Source organism: Carboxylicivirga sp., assembly GCF_982718395.1.
On the sequence record NZ_CEXQWX010000027.1, the window covers coordinates 1 to 24,004 of the forward strand.

Consider the following 24,004-nt stretch of genomic DNA (forward strand, 5'->3'; position numbering starts at 1 on the left):
TTAATGGTACTACTCTTAAGTTTAAGTTTTTCATAAACTGGTTCATTTTATATTAATTAGATCATTTATAATTTGAAAAGACTCAGTAATATATTCATCCTGAGCAATTTTTATTTGTTGTTCATTAGTTGTTAAATCATTGTCTAAGCCATACGATTTTAAATAAGCCGGACTTAAAACTTTGTATAAAGAGATCTTATCGAACTCATTCTTTCTTTCAGCCTTTTGCTCTTTAAAATAACTGACAAAACATTGTGCATTTAAAGGAATGATATGCGTTACTTCTTCTTTATTGGAACTATTATTAACTGCAAGTCTCTCAAAATGACTATCTTTCTTAACTCTGTCCTTACTTCTTAATTTTAAAGTACCAATCGGAAGAGCAGGTAAAGGGTATGCATACACTTTTTTCTGAATCGTGTCATTAAGTAAAGCGTTTGATACATTAATTTCTCCGATAGAATCTTTATCAAATGAATTAGCCAATTTAATGTCAGGTTGTACGCCTGATTTTTGATGTGTTGTACCATCGATTCGATAAAACTTACCAATGGTAACTTTCAAATAACCATCCTTACCAACATTTGAAGTAAGAGTATCCAGATCATTACATAAAGGAACAATTTGCTGAATAGTAGATTTTCCATACGAATGGGCCCCAACAATAACTGCCCTGTTGTAATCTTGCATAGCAGCAGCAAAAAGTTCAGATGCCGAAGCACTATATTGGTTCTGAAGCACAACTATTGGCTTTGTAAAAGCCATTCCTCGATTCATATCCTTAATAGTTTGCCTTCCATTTCCTTTACTATCACTTATACTAATTGCTCCATAGTTAATAAATATACCAGCCATATTAATTGCTTCATACATCGAACCGCCACCATTATTCCTAATATCAAAAATTAAACCTTCAATACCTTCCCGCTTAAGGTTAAAGATAGCTTTTGCCACATCGTTAGCACATCCTTGCGGATAAAACCAATCCTCAGTATTTGTATAAAATGAAGGCAAATAAATATACCCTATTTTCTTTTCTCCCTCTAAAACAAAGCTTTGTATGACATTTTCTTCAACATCTATAACTTCTTTCTGCAGCTTAACCTCCTCTTGTTTTCCATTCTTCTTACGAATAGAAAAAATCACCTCCTTAATATTATCTGAATAGATGATTTTAACAGCGTCTTTGGTTGGAATACATTTTAAATCAATCTTACTATTATTTTCATCTTTTAAAGCAGTTATGACATCACCTTCATTTAGCAGATTAGATTTCCATGCAGGCCCGCCAGGAATCAAAGATTCAATCTCAAGTTCTCCCCGGTCATTTCTGTACAATTCAATACCAAACGACAGACTTTCTTTAGATAGTGAATTATTAAAGAAATCATTTTCTGATGGAGACAGGTATAAGGTATGGGGATCGAAAGCATTCGATAAGGATTTTAAAAAAGAATCTTCAACATACTGATCTATAAAATTTCCCTGAGTTAACCTTTTCATTAACCAACACAGCTCGCCTTCTATTGCCTCTTCTTTATATGTTTTCAGCTTTTCTATATCAATAGAATAATCTTTTACAACAGTATCTAACTGTTGGTAGTATAACCTCAATGCTGAATATTTAATCAACTTTTGATATCTGGATTTAAGATCATTTGAACTTAAATGTCCTCTGTTTTTATAGATATATATGGAATCATTTATCTCAAAATCATATTCTATATTCTTTTGTTTATTCAGGAAAGCTATAGTTTCATTTAATCTTTTATCGTATAGGTTTGAGATTTCTTTAATAAATGAATAGTCATTGTTATTTATATGATTATCAAGTTCATCCCTAAACTCATTAAGCTGTTCCAGATCTGTTGTTGAAAACATCAACTTTCGTTCGTCCAGACTTTTAATTAAATCACAATACAAGAAAGCTGAGAATTCATCGTCAATCGGTCGAGGTTGATAATGATATCGATCTATTGCTTGAAGTATTTGTTTTGACTTTTTGGCAACCTTACTTTCTTGTCCTGTTAAATATTGATGAATGAAAATGCTTAAAAGAATAAGCAAAAACTTAAGTGCATATTTTATCATGTCAAAATATTCCTAACATTCAATTAGGTTCAGTTAATTAAATTATTATTCAGTGACAGATCTTGATTACGTAGATATTTTATATTAGTTACCTTTTTGTAGTAAGTTCAAGCAAAATTTTAGACATTCGTATAAATGCCTAAAAAGAAAAATTATATGATGAGGTAACCATCTATGCATACAACATTCGCAACAATCTTAAATACAGACCATTACTTCAATCCAGACTAGTGTAAAAATGAATGATATTAATAATGAAGGTGGCAACAATTACATATTAATACCAGATAAATGTTACCCATTTATACTCATACCCCAAACATTCAAATAACCATCTCGATAACCTTTATAAACGAACGATCTTACCATGTATCATAAACAATCTAAACTATTAAGACCAAAACATTCTTCACCAAAATCAAAAAAGCCGCTCATTACTGAACGGCTTTCCAATATAGAGTATTGATATTTTACTTTAGTTGCTTCACAAGAGATAATACCGATTTTGCACAACCTTCCTGACCACCTTTAAATGAGAAATAGAGATGATAAACACCAGTTTTGCGACATATGAATTGAAATTCATCATACATTTTACCATTATGAAAGTTACTACTGATCAACTTTTCATTTTGTTTAAGTTGCATGATCATTTTTTCAGGATTTGAAGCCCCATTCACAATATTAAATTTGTACTGTGTATTACTCTGAAGTACAACCGAGAATTTTACATATCCTGTTTTGGTGTCTTTCTTTTCCTTCACCATCTCAACAGTAAAATCTTTGATGTACTGGCTCGATCCCATTTCTTTTAATGCTGTTTTAAGCAAATCATCTCCACACTGAGCTGATGTACTTACTGCACTCATTATAAAAAGAATTAGGAAACTATAAAGTATCTTTTTCATGGTATCTATTTTAATTGGTCTGGGTAAGAACATTTGCAAAAATAACTTTTTTTCAAACACTCAGACTTACGACACAATGAATTCTCTTAATGACTTAATTTCAGCAATGATAGACGCAATCTGTTCTGGCGTAATTTCCACATGACTAATCTCATCCTGAACAATGATTAACTTACCGTCTTGCTCAATGGTTTGTGGCTCGGCAAATTCAGTTGTAATCTTAACGCCTTCATAGGCACTTCTTAACTTACCTAAACGTTGCGCCAACTCCGCAAAATCAGGATCGTTACCATAGTTTTTAATAATAATCTCGATAATGTTGATGATATCCTTTTGCTCGGCAATACGATTAACTAAACTCTCGTTATTCGTTTGCTCAATAACATTACCTGTCAGATATAATCCTTCTATCCAGGCACCAGTTACAATTAAAGAAGATACGTTGCTACGTTTCTGACTACGCAGATATGAATCCATCTGGTTAAAACTTGAAATAGAAATTTGCATTAACGAATCAAGGTTGTTGTTATTGGTAGCCATTCTCTTTAATGCATTGAAATCAAAGAATTGACCAACCTTAATACCTTCTGACAAAGATTTGATAGCCACAAGATAAGAAACAACAATATTGTTTTTATCAAATGTGTTGATATAACCAAGGTCAGCACTATAAACTCCTAAATTTAATGCACGCTTGTAGCTTGTATTGTAATTATCAACCTGATCGGTATTATTCAATATTTTTTGAGAGAAATCAACACCAGTAGCTTTAATAATAGCAGCCATTTCAACTGGCGACGAAATATTTTGAATGACATCGCTCATCACTTCCTCAGAAAGCTCAAGAGCTCCACTTTCTGCCGGAGCCGAAAGCGTTAATTCATCTGATTCACTGCCTTTTTTTGATGATCCTGAACATGCTGACAGTACACTTATTACGGCAATCATCAAAGTTAGGTAACTAAATTTTCTCAACATTTTAGTACGTTTTTAATTTCGATTGAAGCAATTATACTCAATTATTTGGTAAAAGGTTACTTTTTAAACAGTTTTAATTCACTAAAGAAATCAAGCCCCTTCCTAAGCCAATCAAAGTATAGCACAACATAGAGCAATAGAGTCAGCACCCAAACTACTGCTATATTGAACCATAAAGTGTCGAAGAACTTACCTGCGAAATGTTTTTGTGGTGCGAAAAAATGAGTTCTGAATGACAACAAAGATTCTGGCTCAGGAATTTGATAGATTGGATCAACCACCTGAATCAACTTATCACCATCACGCAAGATTTTATTCTTATCAAATGTTTTACGCACAATATCACTAATGCTTTCGTTGTAGTACGCATCTTTAATGGCATTAAAACGCTCTTTGTTATTCCTGATATTCTCTGATAAAAACCTGTTAATGGTATTGTCAGCCGAATTAAAAATGTCACGATAGTGGCCTTTTAATAAATCCACATAACCTTTGGCTTGTTCGGCAACTTTTTCATCAAAACGGTCAACAGTCAGATTCTCAATCAAATTATCCTGCTTTATTGAAGGAACCCGCTTCATTTCCTTTGATAATTCATTTCGAAGGAGGGCAAGATCTTTGCTCAAACTTTCGCTGTTTTTATCTGCAATTCTACAGGCGTCAATTACCTCCTCCAATTCGGGCAAATAATAAACATTTTTAAAGTCAGAACTACTTTGTTGAAGTTCAATATCAAAAATGTTCTTTTTAAAGTTATTGTGCTTGTATTGATGTACAATAAGTCCCTCGTAGATATAGCGCGATGGCATCACCTCGGCCACAAAAGGTACCTTATCAATACTCGTAAAGTCTTTGTTGAGCTTATCAAAGGTGAACACTGCTCCGGCTAATACCATTTGAGGTATCATTACCAATGGTATTAACACATAAATAGTTACGATTGAGTTAAAGGAAGCTGACAAGATTAGCCCCAAAATATTGGCAAATGCCGAAATGGAGAATAAAGCTAACCAAAACTCAAAGTTTAGGCCTTTAATACCGAGTATACCATTAGATACCAGCACAAACGATATCATTTGAATAGCTGAGAGCGTAAACAGTATCAATATTTTAGATGCCAGATAGCTCGAACGACTGAGATTCAGAAATTTCTCGCGCTTAAGTATTTTTGCATCTTTAAAAATCTCTTCGGCACTAACAATAAGGCCAAAAAACAAAGCCACGATAATGCCCATAAAAACGAAGGGCGCTATATTTTCATTCTCACGAAATACATAGGTATCCGATTCCGGATCAACAATATAGCGAATAAGATAGGCCAGAACAAAACCCAGAAATGGTGTTTCGAGCAGGTTAAGCAAGATGTATTGCTTATTACTGATTTTAGATTTAAAATCGCGTAGAGTGTAAATAAAAAACTGCTTAAACCACGATGGTATATTTAATGATTTTGGAGGTGTAGAGTTGACTTGCTCTACTTTAGGCAGTTCTATATTTTCTTTGTAATGGTCGTGCCATTCTTCAGGCGATGTTTTCCGTTTATTGGTATAGTTTCCATACTCATCAATCACATTGGCATCGATAATATTAAAGATCAGCTCAGGATTAAGATTACCACAAGTGGCACATTCTCCCTGATCACTGTTTATCTGAGCATCTAACCGTTTAAAATAAATAAGTGATTCACTTGGATTACCGTAATAAACAGGATAACCTCCTGTATCAAGTATATACATCTTGTCAAACATCTTATAGATGTCTGATGATGGCTGGTGAATTACTACAAAAATCAGCTTCCCCTTCAGTGCCAATTCACGCAACAAGTTCATCACGTTCTCCGAATCACGAGAAGACAAGCCTGAAGTTGGTTCATCGACAAACAGAATTCCAGGCTCACGTATTAGTTCTAAGGCAATATTAAGTCGTTTTCGCTGTCCACCACTAATCATCTTGTTGAGTGCTGATCCAACTTTCAGGTTTCTGCGTTCATACAAACCAAGACTCATGAGGGTGTTGTTCACCATCTCTTCAATCTCAGCTTCTCCTTTATCCTTAAAACATAGCTTAGCATTGTAATAAAGATTCTCATAGACTGTTAATTCCTCAATTAACAGATCATCCTGAGGAATGTAACCAATAACACCTTCAACCTTATCCCGCTCATGATGAGGATTGTAGCTATTGATTAAAACTTCACCCGTTGTCGGGGTTTCATTTCCACAGAGCACATTTAGAAGTGTGGTTTTTCCAGCACCACTTGCTCCCATTATGCCAATGAGCTTACCCTGCTCCTCTGCAATATTAACATCACGTAAACCAATGCCACCAGTTTTAAACTGAAAACCTACATTCTTGACTTCGTAAGAGATTTTTGAAACTGCTGAATCGGACATAAAGTGCGATACAACATCGGTATAATAAACTGGTTGCCCTTTGGGTAATTTTACAAAACTTCCCTTGGGGAAAAGATAAATACGACGATTATTAACTAATAAGCCATTCAGGAATATATCCTGCTTCCCAGTATACCTTACGAAATACAGGCCTGCACTCTTAACCCTAAGTATTAACACCTCACCATCCAATTCACCCGATTGAATATGTTTAGCATTCTTATGCTTAGGATCGATGTGGTTAACCACCAACACATCATCAAGATCAAGCTTTGTCAATTCATTGTTTACTGTATAAGTTTCAATAGCCTCAATCTCTTCTTTAGGCAACTTAAATACATCGGCCACTGTATTGATGATAGCCATGCGTTGCTCGGTGAATTTATGATCGGCATTAACCAACTCATACAATCGCAGTAATACAACGACCTTCTGCTCCTTGTTAAGCTTTTTATTAATCTTCTTACAGATCCCGAGAATCTTTACGGAATCCTTCATTGATGTCAGCTTAACTTTCCCCTCCGTCTCTTTTCCGAGCTTTGAATCTTTTGAAAATTTAAGAAAGAGCGAATAGTATTCTTCTACTGCCTCAGCATTTAGTTGTTGCTCCAGAAAAGTTCGCACATACTCAGTCTCATTCACCTCAACACCCCCATCTTGTTTAGCAATCAGACCAAACAACTGCATCAGTGCTTTCAGAATCTCTTCACTCATACTCTAATTCTCGATATGTTTTTACTAGTCGGTATATGATATATAATCAAAAGGAATTTCAACGATGTCGGCATATTCTTCACCCGCTTCTAACATGTCTTCTTCCTCCTCGTGATAATGCCATTTAATCACGACATCATTATCATTTTCAACTATCTCTTCAAATTTTAAAAGTATATCCAGAATTACTTTTGATGAAGCAGTATTGAAGTATTCTAATTTGAAATGAAACTCTGTTTTTCCAACCGGTTCCTCAGCATATGTATCAATCCACTCCAATATTGGTTCATAGAACATATTTACATCCTCAGGAAGAGAGCGTCCTGATATTTCGAACTTAGAGTTGCCTTTATCGAGAATTACATTAGGGGTATCATCAGTTCCCACAATATTGATTACTTCCATTATATTATCAGATTAATTTCGTTTAATAGTTGATGTTAGGATAAAAAAGCTCACTTCGTCATTCAGACGCTTAAATTCGTAGGTTAGTTGGCTACCTGTCTTTTTTGCAATATCAATGAAGCCTAAACCGGCACCACCCTTTTCGGATATTCTACCTTCGCGCATTTGCTTTTTATACAATTCGCTAAGTCCTTTCTTATCAAGGCTGTTGACTTGTTCAAGATTTGATTTCAATTCAGGAATTTTCTCATTTTTAATAACATTACCTGTAATAATGTTATAGCTGCTTTCACCATGACTCACCATAACAATTCCGCGGCGTTCCTCCTCATCATTATCTAACGAATCGGCATGTTTACTAATGTTCTGGAGACATTCAACCATCACATTAAATACTTTTCTCTGAACCGAATTTGATTCCTGGCTTTTTTCAAGGCTTTTTTCCGTAATTGAGGTAAATGTTTTTGTTATTTCCTGTGTTACTTCACCTTCATAAACCAAATTAATTTCATTGGTTTTCATCGTCTTATACATCTGATAAGCAAAGTCCAGAAAACCATGATTTTCTTTATTATTATCCATACTCTGAAGTGTGTTAGACTTACTACTTCTAATCTTTATTCAACTACAAATAAAAATGCAAAAATAGGAAGAACAACGTAAACTAATTGTTCGTTCCCATAATGAAATTGCATCTTAATGATTGATTAGTAACTAACCAATCATTACGCGATGACCAAGATATAAATAATTCTTTCGCCTCACGTCTGTGCTAGTACGGAAAAATATCAGATTTGTTGTGATAATTTACGTTAATCGACAATTGTGCAGAACTAATGGGTAATTTGAGATGATTAATAGCATCCCTTAATAATAGGTGCAGCTAGTATTATTTCTAATATAATACTTTATTTAGTTGAGGTTCAAAAGAAAATTGGATTGCAGTTTTGTTTGCTCTTTATTGCTTTTTGAGGCATCAATTTCCCCATTATGAGTACTAATACTAAAACCTTGAGATAAGTAGTTGGAGATAGCAGACATTTTATCAAACTCATTTGCTTGAAAAAAAATGCGTTTGGGATCATACTGAAAACAATAATCTACGGCCTTTGACAAAAACATGGCCCGTATGTCAAAGTCAAATGAATCATCGGTTATCCCAAAATTCTTGATTTCAACTTGTCGATCAGGCAATACAATCATATCAAATGATCCAATGATATTTCCATTATAGAGGGCAATAAAGAAATGCACCTCAGGATATGCCAGAAAGTTGCCAAGAATATCTCTGTTTAGAGATAAGTTATTCCACCAATCCTTCTTTAACTGATTTTCAAAAGGTACCGGATAATCGTAATCTGAATTCTTTCTGATCTGAAGTAATTCGATCTTCTCATTATACCCTTTTGCCGGAACAAACTGAGTACGACTGGTTAACTCAAGAATATTATAATTAATGCGTTTTCTCATATCACCCACAATATAGAATCATTGGTGTTACGCATTATTCATGCCAAAGTTGTTTAAAAAATGTGAAAAACAACTAATTAACCGGCTCCCAAATACCTGAATCAGCTGATTTTATGACTGCATCAATTACTTTTTGATTTAAATAAGCGTCTTCTTCTTCCTTTGAAACAGATTCCTCGCTTCTAATCATTCTTGCAAAATCAGCCAACATCATACCATACTGATCTTTAGGTTTAAAATGAATCTCGCGCTCACCAATTGCCGTATCAACAGTTACCCGGGCTATTACATCAGTATAGGTGTTAAATGGAAGATGAACTGTAATGCGTCCCGCTGAACCAACTATATCCACTTTTTGAAAGGCATTGGCTGAAGTTGACACATTAAAGGTGGCTCGTGCTTTTCCAAAATCAAGTATTGCGGTTGATAAAATATCTGTACCAAATTCAGAATGATAATCCAACAATCCTATCACTTGTTTAGGCTCCTTCTCTAATAAGAATCGGGCAACTGAAATAGCATAGCACCCGATATCACGCATTCCGCCACCACCATACTCTTTAATGTTTCGAATATTTGTTGCAGTTGGATTATTATAAGAAAATGAGGTATTGATGTATCGGATGGTCCCAATATTGTTTGTTCGGACAATATCACGTACTTTGATCCATTGTGGATGATGCTTATACATGAAAGCCTCCATCAAAACCACATTATTTTTTTGGCAATGCTCTATAACCTCTTCTACCTCATCGGCATTTAAGCACAAGGGTTTTTCGCATAAAACATGCTTACCTGCTGACGCTGCTTTTTTGATCCATTCGGCATGTAGATGATTGGGTAAAGGGATATAAACTGCATCAATTTCCTCATTATTTAATAAGCTTTGATAATCCTTAAATGATTTTGGAACTTCGAATCTGTAAGCACAATCTGATGCTTTGGCACTGCAGCGCGATGCTATTGCTTTCAACTCAATGTCTTCCTGTTCTTTTAAAGGCAGGACAATTCTTTTGATAAAGTGATTTGAAACACCAAGGACTCCTAATTTTATTTTTTTCATCGCATCAAGATTAATCAACCTGATAATTGTAGATATAATTTTCGGTGCCTCCAACTATCAAATTAAACCTCGAAGCTGAGGACTTTAAAAATCCAATACTAAATCGCGAATTCCCCTTTAATGGGAATCCCTTGTAAGTTCTTCCATCGCTATTAAGAAGATAAATACTACCTGCGTCTTTTTCAGATATTCCAAATTTTATATTCTGAGCAGAAAATTGATACCTATCAATATCCAGGTTAATCTCATTATCAAATTCTTTATCAAATAGCTTTTTACCTGCCACAGTCTGACAAACGACGCGATGCGGCTCGGAAGTCAGGTAACATAACTGAGTGCCTGCATTACATACTTCAAAAGCATGTGCTCCCTCTACAAGCAGTTCATCTGAACTAGAAACATGGCCACTATTTAAATCAATTTTCTTCAATAGTCCTTCAGAACAGGATGTGACAAGGCAATCTCCACTTTGATTCTTATTCAACAAAAAATAAGGAGATTTAGCATTTCGTTCAAACTGTTTATTGAGTTTAACACGAATGTTTCCGCGACGGTCGCAGATATAATTTTGCTTTTCATCTGCAAAGGCGATGTAGTCTTTATTATTTGATCTAAAGTGTTGAATTGGCAAAGTCACTTTTCCATCTGTCTTTCCAAACTTCCATCCAGAAACTATGTTTCCTTTGTCATTGTATAAGTACACATGCCTATTTTCGCAAGCAATAAAAAATCTATACTTACGGTTGTTGTCATAGTCGAACACGGCCATTCCATTTGTTGCTTTTGATGGTAGCTTAACAGGAAAGTTGGCAACGTGATTACCATTTCTGTCTAAAAGGTAAATCCTTTGTGCAGTATTGAATAAATACTGAAGCTTGTTATTTCTGTAATAATCAATTTGGACTACTTCACTCATCAACGGACTATCCAATGGTTTCTTCCATAGCACACGACCACTATTATTTAGCAGGTAGAGATTATTTGCATTATCCTGCACAACTACTTCGCGTTCTTTCGTATAGTGATTCTTAACCAAAGCCGGTTTAGAATAAACTGTAGTATCGAGCAAGCTCTGCCAGATTGTACGAGGTTCGGACTCTCGTTTTGGCATATATTGCAGAAATGATGTAGTGTAGATCATTTTACCAGTTCCGCTAAGCTGAATACCTAATCCATAAAAACTATTAAGTGCTTCCTTTTGTCCTTCTGATAAATCTGTAAATAATGGCTTAAAATAGGAACCTAACAAAGAAGCCCAGTGTGCAGTTTCACAAAACGCAAAAGCATTTTCACGACTCGAAAAATGACTCAAAAACATCTGGTGCGTCTTATCATTTCCCAGTGTCTTATTTAAGATATTGTCATAAATAAACTGTTCGATTAATACTGTTGCATCAGCGAATATCAGATTATCCTCATAAAATGCCAGATATTTTTGTGGAACTTTAGGGAACATCGAATTCAAACTGTTCATTAACAAGTCATGTTCAAAACCTTCATATATTTTAAACCCAACTCCTTCATCCGGTTTATATTCTTTGACAATCCTAGGAGCACCTGATGCGCCATTATTTCTTTTCAACATTTCAAGAATGGTTTCTTTTCCTTCAGAAGAGCTTTTAAGTTTTAAAATTAGAAATCCATTAGCATCTGGTTGCAAATGATTATAATCTGTGTAAGCTAAAGCCAGATCTCCGGTGATCAGATCAAATAATTTTGATTCTACGTCGCTCCCGTATTGTTTCCGGATCTTACTTACTCGCTGTTGATGTGCTGATTCAAGATTATTTTCCTTAAGATATTTATCGAGGCGCTTTTTCATTTCATCTCCTCCTGACAGAGAATAAGAAATATAGGCTCTCGTATTACTTGGCAGTACCTTATGCATCTGAGCCCTTTGAGGCTGTTCATTAATCAGCATTTGGCTTATAATTCCGTTATTATTGGTACTTAAAAAACCATTAAATAACAAAGCATTTTCTGAAATATCAACATCCATTTCAGCCCAATTACTCTGGTATTTGAGCATCTCTGCTTTCTTCCATTCGTTCTTGCTCGTGATAGGTTTTAAAACTGGCGGCAGATACTCAAAATTGACAAACAAGTTTATTTCTGAACCTGCCCCAATGGTTTTATAAACTTGCTGAAAATCATCATTATCAATCCAATTATCAGGTGTTTGTTGCTGCCTGATAGACGATTCAATAAGTAAATTAGATTGACTTAGTAACAGAATTCCATTATCTAGGCACAAATACTGATGCGAATTGCCTTGGCTAATTTTATAAATAGTCTTAGAGTTATATTTACGATCACTTACATGAAATCCGAGTTCTGATAAATACTTAACAGATCTTTCTATTTTTGATTCAATTCGACGATTGGGTATCTCAAACACACACAATCTGCTAACCCTTTCCTTTCCTTGAGAGTGAAATGAACAATAGAACGGAAAATCTTTTAACGCAGATGATATTAGCTCACCCTCTGAAGTTTTAATAGAATCGAGCATTTTCAGTTCATCTCCAACACTCCGAAACATATGAGCATTGTTAATAGCCTCTTGATAATCAATCGTCTTAAAGAAGGCATTATAAAGGCTATTGAAATTATCTGCTTTCAGAATAATTGCGGCACCTGATGGAATCACACCCAAGGCGTGCTCATTGTTGTAACTCTTTATTCTATTAATCTGAAAAAATACATATACCAGTAATGCGCAGCTAATTGCAATGGTAAGTACAACCCAACCTTTCTTCATTTTTAAATGCTGTTCGGTTAAAAATAAATGTAACGTGTGCATAAAACACAATTACAAAACTAGTTTTGAAAGGCTAAATGGGCAAAAAAAAAGACACCTTTCTACCGAATGATTAAAATCTTAGTTACTGCCGATTGTGTACCATCTGTTGAACTAACATAAACTAAATACACTCCTGTTTTAACCTTTTCACCAGTTAAGTTTGTTCCGTCCCAATATGCATTACCACCAAGCGAGGTTGTTTCATGTACTAATTTACCACTAACCGAAGTTATTTTGACGATACTATTTTGCACAAGACCTGTTATCGTAATTTCACCATTATAATCCTCCCGAACCGGGTTAGGATATGCATAAACTTTACTAAATGCATCTGAACCTTCTGTCGCTTTGGCTTTATATGACACTATTCCATTCTCAGTACCAATAAATACCTCTCCCGAATTTGGTGATATAGCAATACTTGTTATATGGTTAGAGGGTAAAGGACTATTTTCCACATTAAAGGATTGGTATGTCTTTAATCCATCTTCTGAAACCAGATACAATCCAGAGTGCTTTGTACCTATCCATTTACGATTTGCACCATCTACTTCAATGCAAGTAACGAGCTCTCCTTCTAATAAAAAATCAGCCAGATTGCTACCATCATTTCGAGGAACTTTTATTCGGCTGGCAACGGGGTATTCTTCATCAAAAATTGCCCAAGGTCGATAATAAACCAAAACCCCAACATCAGTTCCTAACCAGATGTGACCGTATTTATCTTCTGTTATACTTAGCACCACATTAGTAATAATTTTGCGGTTTTCATCCCATAACCGAAGCTGTCCTTTATTACGAGGATCTTTATCGATGGTATTTGCTAATGGTCCTCGATATTGATCATCTTTGTAATTAAAGAGTGTGTTATTTGTATGAAAAATAAATAGTCCATTATTGGCTACATTTATCCACTTATAGTCCCGACTATCAATAAAGATATCAGGAAGAAAATTACCTTCAGATCCATCTATATTTGTAACAATACCTGGATAATCAAGTGTTAACCAGCCGGGGTAATCACCGATAAAATCGCTCTGATTTGAATACGGTTCGTTCAACTTAACATGGATCGGATTATCCACCAAAGAATTTGTCATCCATAAATTATTGTCACTATCCAGAGCAGGCCCTCCTACCCAAATTAAATAATTATCAAATTTGCGAAGAGGACTGTTTTTTTCATTATAAACAATTTCTTCATTGCCAATTTCTATAAGTCCATACCCCCAACTAGCACCATATATTGTCGATTTATCATCTCTATCAACAGCGGATTTAATAATATCATACACCTTTGATTCTGTTCTGACCGTATTCCAGTTCTCTGAAAATAAATTCCAGTGTGCTGGTATTTGGGTTGCTCCCTCAAAACTCCCAGTAGCGACAACCAACATTTCATCATAACACATGTGAATATTATAACTAGACTCTGGTCTATCAGGCATGATAATTTTATCGATTTTATTTTTCCAAATTAGCCCATACCTTCTATCACTAATAAAAGCTTGTTCCTTAGATAGGGATATATCAATAGGATATATATTTTTGATTAAACCGCTCTCTGTATTATAAGAATTTAACGCATTTTTAAAGTTAAAATTTTCATCAAATTGTCTGATTTGGTTGTCTCCAATTATATAAATATTTTCATTAAACACAATCTTATAGACATCCTCAACATCTGTCTTTATTTCTAATATACCTGTATCGTTTACTTTATAAGTAACATCAATTCCATTTGAAACATGGCAATTAACGACAAAATAGCTGTCTGCCACATTCTCAATTGCATTATAAACATCACTTTGTGTTACTGGCAGTTGCAATTGCTCCCATGCCTTAGAGTCAATAAGGTTATAATGAAATTCATCTGCATAATACACGCCGACATCACTTGCAACATAAATCTTATCATTGAATACTATAGCCTCATTAACTGACAGTGCTTTTTGATCTATAATTGGGTAAACTTCCCTTATCTCTTGTTTTTCAAGATCAAATCTAACTAACCCTATATCAGATGATAAGTACGCAAACACACCTTTCACTTCAATATCATTGATTCGCTTTGAACTTGCTGCAGGATATAATGAGAGCCCCGGCACATTATAAATTGAGTCATCAATTAATAAATCAATATTACCTGATGCATAACCAATAATAAAATACCCAAATTCGTCAGCATAAGCAACGGAAGTGACTTCTTCATCATTTAAGGGCAATCCTTTATTGAATGTATTCATGTCACCTGATAGGAAAGAATACACATAAACACCGGATGATGTCCCAACAACAACTTCTTTTTCACCTGATGCAATGGATGTTGCAGAATTCATTGCCTGATGATTTTTCCATATTTGAGCGACCAAATTTTGAATGCAAATATTTAATAGAAAAAAAATAGAAATTAATCGAATCATTAATCTTTAATTTTAAGGTAGAAATACAACTGAAACAAGAAACATATTACAGATAAAACAAATAGAATATGAACATAATCTGGTCTAAATACAAACTCAACTTCGCTTCTTCCCGAAGCTAAATCAATGCTCATTAAACTTATATTACTCATATTAATATCTACTTTTTCCTTATTTACATAACAATGCCATCCAAAATGATAATTTTGCGAAAGATTCAATTTCAGATACTCATCACATTTATTATCAATAACAAATGTAAATTTGTTGGGTTCAACTGTAGTGTTTAGCTTATAATAATCAGCCTTTATAGGCCCGTTATTATCACTAAGGTATATGAGTGGCATGCTTTTAATCTTTTCCATAATAGAATCATTCTCAAGAACTGTATAATTCTTAAATTGGTAAGGTGTATATGCCCAATATGAAACTAAACCCAAATATGTCGCTTTATTTAATCCATACTCAAAACTCTTTCTACTCAAGTTCTCTGCCTCATTTAAAGATATTTTATCAAGTAGTAAATTTTTGGAAGCGTTCTCTAATTCTTTAATATTTGAATATATTGAAACAGGACTCGACTTTATGCTAACAACAGTATGAGGAAACATTAATTGGGCTACTAAAATAACCTCCGCGATTAAAAAAAACTTCAATAGGGCAGACGCCTTAAATCGATATTTTTTATATATAATTAAAAAGCCTAGAAAAAATGCCATTGAAATTAATAATTGAACAATAAATAACAATTCAAGTGGCATATCTCTTGGTTTTAACGATAGCTTAGCAACAAACAATCTCAATTCATCAAAATACATGACAAATAACATAATTGCAGTAAGTAGATAACAAGCTACTACCAACATAAGATACTGTGAAAATAACCTCCAAGATCTTATCTGATCAATACAATGCCCTAACAACAAACAAATGGCGAATATTGCAAAAGCCCGATACAAAGATGGAAATCTAAAATAATCAAACAGAGGAACATATAATGCCAACAGGCGCCTCAACGGCAGTGTTTCACCCATTGCCAAAACAAAACTAATAACGATTACCAGAACAAGCTTCCAATGTAACCTAATCAAGTGAGTATTAAAAAATAAGCTATAAACAATAATAAGAACCGAAAAGGATCCAATAAATATATTTATTAAGGAAATATCGCCTTGCCAAAAGGCAAAGCTTTCTACATACGTTGCAATTGGTGCAAATAAAGACAGAAAGTCTACAGGGAAAAGTGACCCATATAAAAGTTGTTCAATCTCCAAGTTTCCTCTTTCAATCAATTCAATGTTTGTTATTGTAGAGTAAAGAACAATACTTGTTGTAAGCACATTTAGAATAACCAGAAGCAATGATCGTTTAATTAGTAGTACAATCTCTGACAGACTACTTTTTTTATTAATTACCAAGAATAAAAATCTAAATAAAAAAACGATAACCAAAGAATAATAAACACTTATTACAAATCCCCAATAGCCACCTGTCGTTAATAAAAACAGTGATAAACTTGTACCTACAAGGTTTTTATAAGAGAATGTTTTAATAAACTTAATAAAGTGCAGCATTACTATAGGTATCCATGTAGCACTTACTATCCACCCAAAATGCTGAGCATTACCAATAAAAAAACCTGATAAACTATAGACTATTGCAACCGTTATACTTGAACTTCGCGAGATATTTTTATACAATGAAAAATGATAAACACCTATTGCTGCAACAACAAGGTGAAAAACAAACTCTATATGAAATGTTAAGTTTGTATAGCCAAAAATACTTAATAACCACGATGGCCAATACCATGTCTGTGGATCAATATATTGTGCAAATCCTAAGTTCTGATTAGGATACCATAAAGGCAGATTAAAACCTTTCAATGATCCAGCAATATAATACCGCCAAGGTATAGAAATATTCATTGCATCCCATTTAACAGAGGCAATAAAAAAACTAATAGGCCAATAGGCCAATATGACTATAAAAGCAATTTTTACATAGTCATGCCCACTAAGAAACTTTACAAATTTCACTTTAAAAACTCAATCAATTTATTAACTGCTCTTCCGCGGTGACTTATCTTGTTTTTCGAATCGGCGTCCATTTCTGCAAACGACTTGTCAAAACCATCTGGTTTGAATATCGGATCATATCCAAACCCCTTTTGTCCCGATTTTTGTTCCAAAATAATCCCATCCACAACTCCTTCAAATTGATGTTCATGGTTGTCAATTATCAATGAAATTACTGTCCGAAACCTAGCTTTTCGGTTAGTAGCACTTTTCATCTTCGCTAGAACTTTATTCATATTGGCCTCAGCGTCCTTCTCTGTTCCGGCATATCGAGCCGAATAAACGCCCGGTTCTCCATTCAGTGCTTCAATTTCCAAACCGGTATCATCAGCAAAGCAATTTATCGAATACCTCTTGTGTATGTATTCTGATTTTTGACTGGCATTTGCCTCTAACGTTGCTCCTGTTTCTGGAATTTCGTCAGTACAATCAATGTCGGCAAGGCTCATCAACTCAATCTTATTAGTATCAAGCATAGCCTTAATTTCCTCTAATTTGTGTAGGTTATTTGTTGCAAATACCAGTTTCATCTAAATTCATTTTACTATTAAACGTATGGTATACAAAAGTATTTTAAATGATTGAAAAAAACACATCACATAAAAAAGGCGACCTTAATTGAAGTCGCCTCTATATTTTCAATTGTCTAAATCAACCAAATCCTCCATAACCATACTTCATCAAGTCAGTTCGCGGATTAATTACCAAAACTGGCATCTTGGCACTATTAGCAATGATGTATTGTTCATAAGCACCGAGCACATAATCATGAAAGGCAATATCCCGTGTAGTCATTACCAACACCATATCGGCATCAATCTTTTCAGAGAACTGAATAGTTTCCTGAGAGAAAGATGCATCACCCTCTGATAGCACTAATTCGAAATCAATTCCCTTTTCGTTCAAATATTTCTTAGAGAATACCACGTTGGCTTTCGTTCTACTATCAATAATTCCCTCTTTGGTAGCGGATGCATAAATATATACTTTCGGTTTTGAGAACTGATATAAGAATTGAATCCACTTAAGTTTTTCCTTATTTTCAGCCTTATAATCAATTGGGAAAACGATTTTTTGATAATCAGATCTTTTAGGAGCAGATTGAACGACAAGATATGGAACCTTAGACCCAACAATTACTTTTAAGGCCCAGCTGCCAGTTAGTTTCTGTAATCCTTTCATGCCATGTGTTCCCATAACAACCAAAAGGCAGTCCAACTCCTCAACAACAGCATTAATTGTTTTGAATATTGTTCCTTCTTTAACTGAGCTTGATGGCAATACATTCCATTTTTCTTTGATTTGTTGAGCTTGACGCTTGAGCTGTTCCTCCAAACCAGGAATCTGCTCTTCTTTTTTTGCGATATGTAACAAGTGAATATCAGCATCAAATTCATTGGCTACCTTAATGGCATGCTGAACTGCATTATCAGCCACCTCGGTAAAATCATACGGTACTAGGATAGTGTTCTTTGATGTGTCCATAAAAAGCTCTACTGAATGTTCTTTATTAACGGAATAAATATAGTACTTTTGATTCTAATTGCAAGTAAGGGACGAGACCTATTCATTATGCCGAAGGGAGCAATCAACATATCAAAATCTGCACTATTACTTTTCAAAAAAAATCTATTACTCGCGGTTGTATACGCAGCCTGTACGATTTTGTTCGCCAAAAACTCAAATGCACAAAATAAAGAAATCACTTTTACATTGGAAACCTCTACTCATCAAGAGGTAATATCTAATAAAAATTCAAAGACAATTGATTCGAGATCCTTTTCCTTATTCTGGAATATTGATTCAACCCAAAGTGCTTTATATCGCTATCGCATCATTCCTGGAATCAAAGGTTGGAGCGATTGGTCAAATAAAAACACAGCAACATTTTTCAATCTAAAGGAAGGTGAGTATCTGTTCTTGTTGGAGTTAGAATCAGGACAAACAAAGGAAATAACAATATTCATTGATTTACCATTCTGGCATCATGCACTGTTTTATATTTCAAGTATTGTATTTATAAGCTTTCTGGCTTTTGGCTTAATCGTTATTCTCTTCCGACAAAGAATCCGGAAAATATCCCGGAACATAGAAGCTGAATTTCGAAAAGCATTTAAAATAAAACAGAAAGCACGTGAAAAAACCGTTGGCGTAAATGCTCAATCAGTCAAAGCTCAGGCACGTATCAGGTCACGGAAATACCAGAAAGTAACCGTTCTTTTCGCAGACATTCAGGGTTTTACTAAAATTGTTGAACATATCAATCCTGAAACACTAATCGATGAATTAGACCGCTTCTTCTTCTATCTGGATGGCGTGGTAGAAAAATATAACATCGAAAAAATTAAAACTATAGGTGATGCGTATATGTGCGCCGGAGGTATTCCAACAATCAATCGTACAAATCCGATTGAAGTAGTGTTAGCAGGACTTGAGATGCAAAAATACATGAAGGATAGTAAGGTACAACAGGATAGCGAGTTAGGCTTTTGGGAACTTCGTATTGGTATTCACACGGGACCTGTTATTTCAGGCGAGGTTGGCCGCAAGAATGTATCTTTTGATATTTGGGGTGACACTGTAAATATTGCATCCCGAATGGAAAGCTCAGGCATGCCCGGTATGATTAATATTACCGGCGTCACCTATGAATTGATTAAGGACTTTTTTGAATGCGATTACAGAGGTAAAATGCCTGTCAAATACAAAGGTGAAACAGACATGTACTTTGTGAAACGAATTAAACCACACTTGTCAAAGGATAAATCAGGAGTTTTTCCCAACAAAGATTTTAACATTAAACTACAACACATTCGATTTGACGACCTTGAGAATTTTATTCTAAGAAAGCTTGAGACTGAGCTAATGGAAGGTCTTTTTTATCACAACAAAGAACACACTCAGGATGTATTAACGCAAATTGAAATTATTGCCAGGGGTGAAAATGTTAGCTCAGAGGATTTATTAATCTTAAAGACTGCTGCACTTTTACATGATGTTGGTTTCATTGTGGAGTATGAAAACCACGAGGATAACAGTGTTAGTTTTGCAAGGGAGGTACTGCCTACATATTATTATGAAGGTTACCAGATTGAACAGGTAGTTGAATTGATTAATGTAACACGCGTTGGTAGTCAGCCTCGTAATTATCTTGAGAAAATAATGAAGGATGCTGACCTCGATTACCTGGGACGAGCCGATTTCATATCCATTTCAGATAACCTTTATAAAGAACTAAACCTTTATAATGGGAAAATGAGCCTGGAAGAATGGAATAAACTTCAGTACGAGTTTATATCCGGTCACACTTACTATACAAGTACAGCACGTAAATTGCGTCAGGTGAATAAGGAACGTCAGTTACAAAAATTAAAAGTCCTCGTGTCCAATTAACAAATGTTATAGTATAATTTATCTATATTTGCTTTCACTACAACTAACATTAGGAAAATGGCTAAAAATTACGAACCTGAAAATAAGTTACCCAACATGATTGGTCCGGGTACAAAGATAAAGGGAGATATTGAAACAAATGGAGATATCAAAATCGATGGCTCTATTGAAGGAAACATCATTTCGAAAGGTAAAGTGTTAATTGGTCAAAACGGCACTGTAACAGGTGAAGTTAAATGTACCAATTGCGATATCTATGGCGCGTTTGATGGAAAATTAACAGTTAGTGAATTGTTATCATTAAAAGCATCGAGCAAACTTCACGGTGATGTACAAACAAGCAAATTATCAATTGAACCAGGCGCCATTTTCACCGGAACCTGTAAAATGGACGAGAAGGTAACTCAACCATCAGCGGGAGTCACCAATGCTAAAAAGTAATTCGGCATTTCAGGTTATATTAAAATCACTGTATTACCCACTTATTTCAGTTCTTCTGGCAATTGGTTGTTGGGTATGTAATTGGTGGATACAAATAGAATTATCAAAGGTATATTCCGGGCTGTTTTTTCTAACCGGAGTTTACCTTCTTTTTTATTATCTTTTCGTTTTAATACAAAAAAAACACAGCGAAAAAGGAGGCTTTATCTTTTTGATTTTAATGACATTAAAGCTGTGTTTCATTTTCGGATATTTATTTCTTTTTCTAAATCCAAGCGCTTCCGAAAACAAAAGAGAAGTACTATTGTTCTTAATGAACTATTTCGCGCTATTAATCGTCGATTTGACGCTTAAAGTTCGAGTAATGAAACAAGACAAGTAAAACAGCCTATATACAATTAATGCAACATATACGATTACTTCTTGCCTTAATAGCCTTTTGGGCATTTTCACAAAGCTCTTTTGCCGCCGATAAACATGGTGATGATTCCGAAAAAGAATTTGATCCAATGGAAATGATCATGCACCACATTGCAGATTCTCACGAATGGCACATTATTTCTTATAAAAGCGATGGTAAAGAAAAGCACATTACACTTCCGTTACCCGTTATTTTAATCGACAACGGAATACATGTATTTATGTCCTCAGCTTTTCATCATGGTGAGGAAGTGGTAAAAAAAGGGGATACCTATTACAAACTGTATCATGGCAAAATATATAAAACAGATGCAGAAGGAACAATTGAATACGATGATAATCATGAAGTAATCAACACAAAGCCAATTGACTTTTCCATAACGCGTAATGTTGCATCCATGTGGCTAAGCATTATTATTATAATATGGTTATTCACAAGTGCCGCCAAACGCTACAGAGGTCCTCCCTCAGCCCCCAAAGGAGTTCAATCATTTGTTGAGCCTTTAATATTATTTGTAAGAGACGATATTGCATACGCACAGATCGACAAACACAAAGCCGATCGCTTCATTCCTTTTTTGTTAACCCTTTTCTTTTTCATCTGGATTAATAACCTGATTGGATTAATCCCATTTTTTCCTGGAGGAAGCAATCTGACTGGTAATATTTCGCTAACTATGGTGTTGGCGCTCATTACCTTTTTTGTTACCAACTTTAGTGGTACAAAAAGCTATTGGGGGCATATCTTCTGGATGCCGGGAGTTCCCGTTCCCATTCGTATTTTGTTATCTGTCATTGAATTTATCGGGCTGTTTACAAAACCATTTGCCCTGATGATTCGTCTGTTGGCTAACATCACTGCAGGCCACATCATTATCTTAAGTTTATTCTCATTGATATTTGTTATGAAGTCTATCGCAATTGCGCCGGTTTCATTACTGATGGCATTGATGATGTTTATGTTGGAATTATTGGTTGCAGTATTGCAAGCTTATATATTTACCTTATTATCAGCCTTATTTATTGGTATGGCTGTACACAGTGAAGAACATTAATAGTTAATATTTTTAAACGTAATACAATGGAAGGTTTATCATTAACCACAATCGGTTTAGGCTTAATCATTATCGGAGCCGGATATGGAATTGGTCGAATTGCTCAAAGCGCTATGGAAGCGATGGGACGTCAGCCAGAAATTAGTTCTAAAATTCAGACTGCAATGATTATTGCTGCTGCGCTTATTGAAGGTGCTGCACTATTTGCGATTGTAGTTGCTTTGATGAAAGGATAAAACTAAACGATTATGGGATTGTTAACACCAGATCCCGGTTTAGTCTTTTGGTCAGCCCTTACGTTTGGCCTGCTGGTTTTCATATTAAAGCGTTACGCCTGGAAACCAATATTGCATGCGGTTAAATCTCGAGAAGAGACGATAGAGTATGCACTGGCAGCCGCCGAAAAAGCCAAAGCAGAAGTGGAAGATTTAAATGCCACAAAAGTTCAGATAGTGAACGAAGCCAAGGCTGAGCGTGATACACTGATCAAGCAAGCTCGGGAATTAAAACAATCAATGCTGGATGATGCCAAAAACAAGGCTCAGGAGGAAGCAGATAAAATTATTGCATCTGCCCGCCTGCAAATTGAGCGTGAAAAGAATGAGGCCATCCTTCAATTGAAAGAAAAAGTTGCAGAATTCTCTGTTGATATTGCCGGTAAACTGTTGGAAGAAGAACTTCAGACAACAGATAAGCAACAAGCAATTATTGACAAATATCTGCAGGAAGTGAATTTTAATTAATAATTAGTCGGAGCACGACTAATATGCGATAATTTTGGTAGTCGTTCTTCGACTACTAACAAATAGAACACCATTCTAATACACGAGAATGAACAGAAGTTTGATAGCAGACAGGTATGCCAAAGCACTCTTTAAACTTGCAACCGAAACGCAAGAGTTAGAGCGCATTTACGAGGATGTGAATTTGTTACAATCCTATTGCAAGGAAGCTGAAGGATTTACAGAATTACTCACTAGTCCGGTATTGAAACCTGCACAGAAAAAGCAAGCATTTCATTCTGTATTGGAAGGTAAGGTTGCTAACAACACTTTAAATCTGGTTGATTTATTGATTGCCAACAACCGTGAAGTTCTGCTTGAAGATATCAACAGACGCTTTATCTGGCTGTATAAGAATGAAAAGGGCATTAAAGAGGTTACTGTATTTACTGCAGTAGAATTTGATGCCAAGCAGCAGGCTATTCTTGACCAATTTCTGCAAGATCAGTTTAAAGCACCAATTGAGCTGACAGTTAAGGTCAAGCCTGAACTACTGGGAGGTTTTATTCTGAAAGTAGATGGTAAAATGGCCGATGCCAGTATGAGCTCAAAGTTGAAACAAATTAAAAAGCAATTGCTTAGTTAAA

19 protein-coding genes are annotated in these 24,004 nt (G+C 34.9%); 6 read left to right on the plus strand and 13 right to left on the minus strand.

The annotated features are described in order from the left end of the window. Positions 1-42: 42 nt before the first annotated feature. From AC4MRQ_RS07270 to AC4MRQ_RS07330, 13 genes are all read right to left on the minus strand, one after another. Positions 43-2,091, minus strand: coding sequence for a carboxy terminal-processing peptidase (locus AC4MRQ_RS07270; protein WP_491196997.1), 2,049 nt, complete (start codon positions 2,089-2,091; stop codon positions 43-45). Between the two features lie 470 nt (positions 2,092-2,561). Then, on the minus strand, positions 2,562-2,999 hold the full coding sequence (locus AC4MRQ_RS07275) for a hypothetical protein (RefSeq protein WP_491196998.1): 438 nt from the start codon (positions 2,997-2,999) through the stop codon (positions 2,562-2,564). A gap of 66 nt (positions 3,000-3,065) precedes the next feature. After that, on the minus strand, positions 3,066-3,977 hold the full coding sequence (locus tag AC4MRQ_RS07280; RefSeq protein WP_491196999.1) for a hypothetical protein: 912 nt from the start codon (positions 3,975-3,977) through the stop codon (positions 3,066-3,068). A 56-nt stretch (positions 3,978-4,033) separates the two neighbouring features. Beyond that, the gene (locus AC4MRQ_RS07285; RefSeq protein ID WP_491197000.1) at positions 4,034-7,084 is read right to left on the minus strand and encodes an ATP-binding cassette domain-containing protein; all 3,051 of its coding nucleotides are present in this window, start codon (positions 7,082-7,084) and stop codon (positions 4,034-4,036) included. 24 nt (positions 7,085-7,108) lie between these two features. Continuing rightward, positions 7,109-7,489 carry a DUF1987 domain-containing protein gene (locus AC4MRQ_RS07290; RefSeq protein WP_491197001.1) on the minus strand — a complete coding sequence of 127 codons (381 nt, stop codon included), beginning with the start codon at positions 7,487-7,489 and terminating at the stop codon, positions 7,109-7,111. Between the two features lie 12 nt (positions 7,490-7,501). After that, positions 7,502-8,071: a SiaB family protein kinase gene (locus tag AC4MRQ_RS07295; RefSeq protein WP_491197002.1), complete on the minus strand. Its 570-nt coding sequence runs from the start codon at positions 8,069-8,071 to the stop codon at positions 7,502-7,504. Between the two features lie 330 nt (positions 8,072-8,401). Beyond that, positions 8,402-8,959, minus strand: coding sequence for a hypothetical protein (locus AC4MRQ_RS07300; RefSeq protein ID WP_491197003.1), 558 nt, complete (start codon positions 8,957-8,959; stop codon positions 8,402-8,404). 73 nt (positions 8,960-9,032) lie between these two features. Continuing rightward, a complete protein-coding gene (locus AC4MRQ_RS07305) occupies positions 9,033-10,022 on the minus strand; it encodes a Gfo/Idh/MocA family protein (protein ID WP_491197004.1) in 990 nt (329 codons plus the stop codon). Positions 10,023-10,032: 10 nt separating this feature from the next. Further along, positions 10,033-12,783: a DUF3352 domain-containing protein gene (locus tag AC4MRQ_RS07310; protein ID WP_491197005.1), complete on the minus strand. Its 2,751-nt coding sequence runs from the start codon at positions 12,781-12,783 to the stop codon at positions 10,033-10,035. A 101-nt stretch (positions 12,784-12,884) separates the two neighbouring features. Continuing rightward, positions 12,885-15,248, minus strand: coding sequence for a type IX secretion system anionic LPS delivery protein PorZ (porZ, locus tag AC4MRQ_RS07315; protein WP_491197006.1), 2,364 nt, complete (start codon positions 15,246-15,248; stop codon positions 12,885-12,887). Next, entirely contained in the window at positions 15,248-17,176 is a 1,929-nt protein-coding gene (locus tag AC4MRQ_RS07320) for a YfhO family protein (RefSeq protein ID WP_491197007.1), read from the minus strand. The genes porZ and AC4MRQ_RS07320 overlap by 1 nt, the downstream gene beginning before the upstream one ends. Before the next feature lie 107 nt (positions 17,177-17,283). Further along, complete coding sequence (locus tag AC4MRQ_RS07325) at positions 17,284-17,856, minus strand: non-canonical purine NTP diphosphatase (protein ID WP_491197008.1); 573 nt, start codon at positions 17,854-17,856, stop codon at positions 17,284-17,286. Positions 17,857-17,977: 121 nt separating this feature from the next. Further along, positions 17,978-18,811, minus strand: coding sequence for a universal stress protein (locus AC4MRQ_RS07330; RefSeq protein WP_491197009.1), 834 nt, complete (start codon positions 18,809-18,811; stop codon positions 17,978-17,980). A gap of 87 nt (positions 18,812-18,898) precedes the next feature. Here AC4MRQ_RS07330 and AC4MRQ_RS07335 point away from each other — a divergent pair, with 87 nt between their 5' ends. The 6 genes from AC4MRQ_RS07335 to atpH all read left to right on the plus strand — a co-directional run bounded on the left by AC4MRQ_RS07335 (position 18,899) and on the right by atpH (position 24,003). Continuing rightward, positions 18,899-20,719, plus strand: a complete 1,821-nt coding sequence (locus AC4MRQ_RS07335) for an adenylate/guanylate cyclase domain-containing protein (protein WP_491197010.1) — start codon at positions 18,899-18,901, stop codon at positions 20,717-20,719. A 57-nt stretch (positions 20,720-20,776) separates the two neighbouring features. Next, positions 20,777-21,160 carry a bactofilin family protein gene (locus AC4MRQ_RS07340; RefSeq protein WP_491197011.1) on the plus strand — a complete coding sequence of 128 codons (384 nt, stop codon included), beginning with the start codon at positions 20,777-20,779 and terminating at the stop codon, positions 21,158-21,160. A 401-nt stretch (positions 21,161-21,561) separates the two neighbouring features. Beyond that, positions 21,562-22,635: a F0F1 ATP synthase subunit A gene (atpB, locus tag AC4MRQ_RS07345; protein WP_491197012.1), complete on the plus strand. Its 1,074-nt coding sequence runs from the start codon at positions 21,562-21,564 to the stop codon at positions 22,633-22,635. A 26-nt stretch (positions 22,636-22,661) separates the two neighbouring features. Beyond that, a complete protein-coding gene (gene atpE, locus AC4MRQ_RS07350; RefSeq protein WP_143301005.1) occupies positions 22,662-22,871 on the plus strand; it encodes an ATP synthase F0 subunit C in 210 nt (69 codons plus the stop codon). Positions 22,872-22,883: 12 nt separating this feature from the next. Next, the gene (gene atpF, locus AC4MRQ_RS07355) at positions 22,884-23,378 is read left to right on the plus strand and encodes a F0F1 ATP synthase subunit B (RefSeq protein WP_491197013.1); all 495 of its coding nucleotides are present in this window, start codon (positions 22,884-22,886) and stop codon (positions 23,376-23,378) included. Between the two features lie 88 nt (positions 23,379-23,466). Next, positions 23,467-24,003 (plus strand): ATP synthase F1 subunit delta, encoded by a 537-nt coding sequence (atpH, locus tag AC4MRQ_RS07360; RefSeq protein ID WP_491197014.1) that lies wholly within the window; start codon positions 23,467-23,469, stop codon positions 24,001-24,003. The last annotated feature ends 1 nt before the right edge of the window (position 24,004 follow it).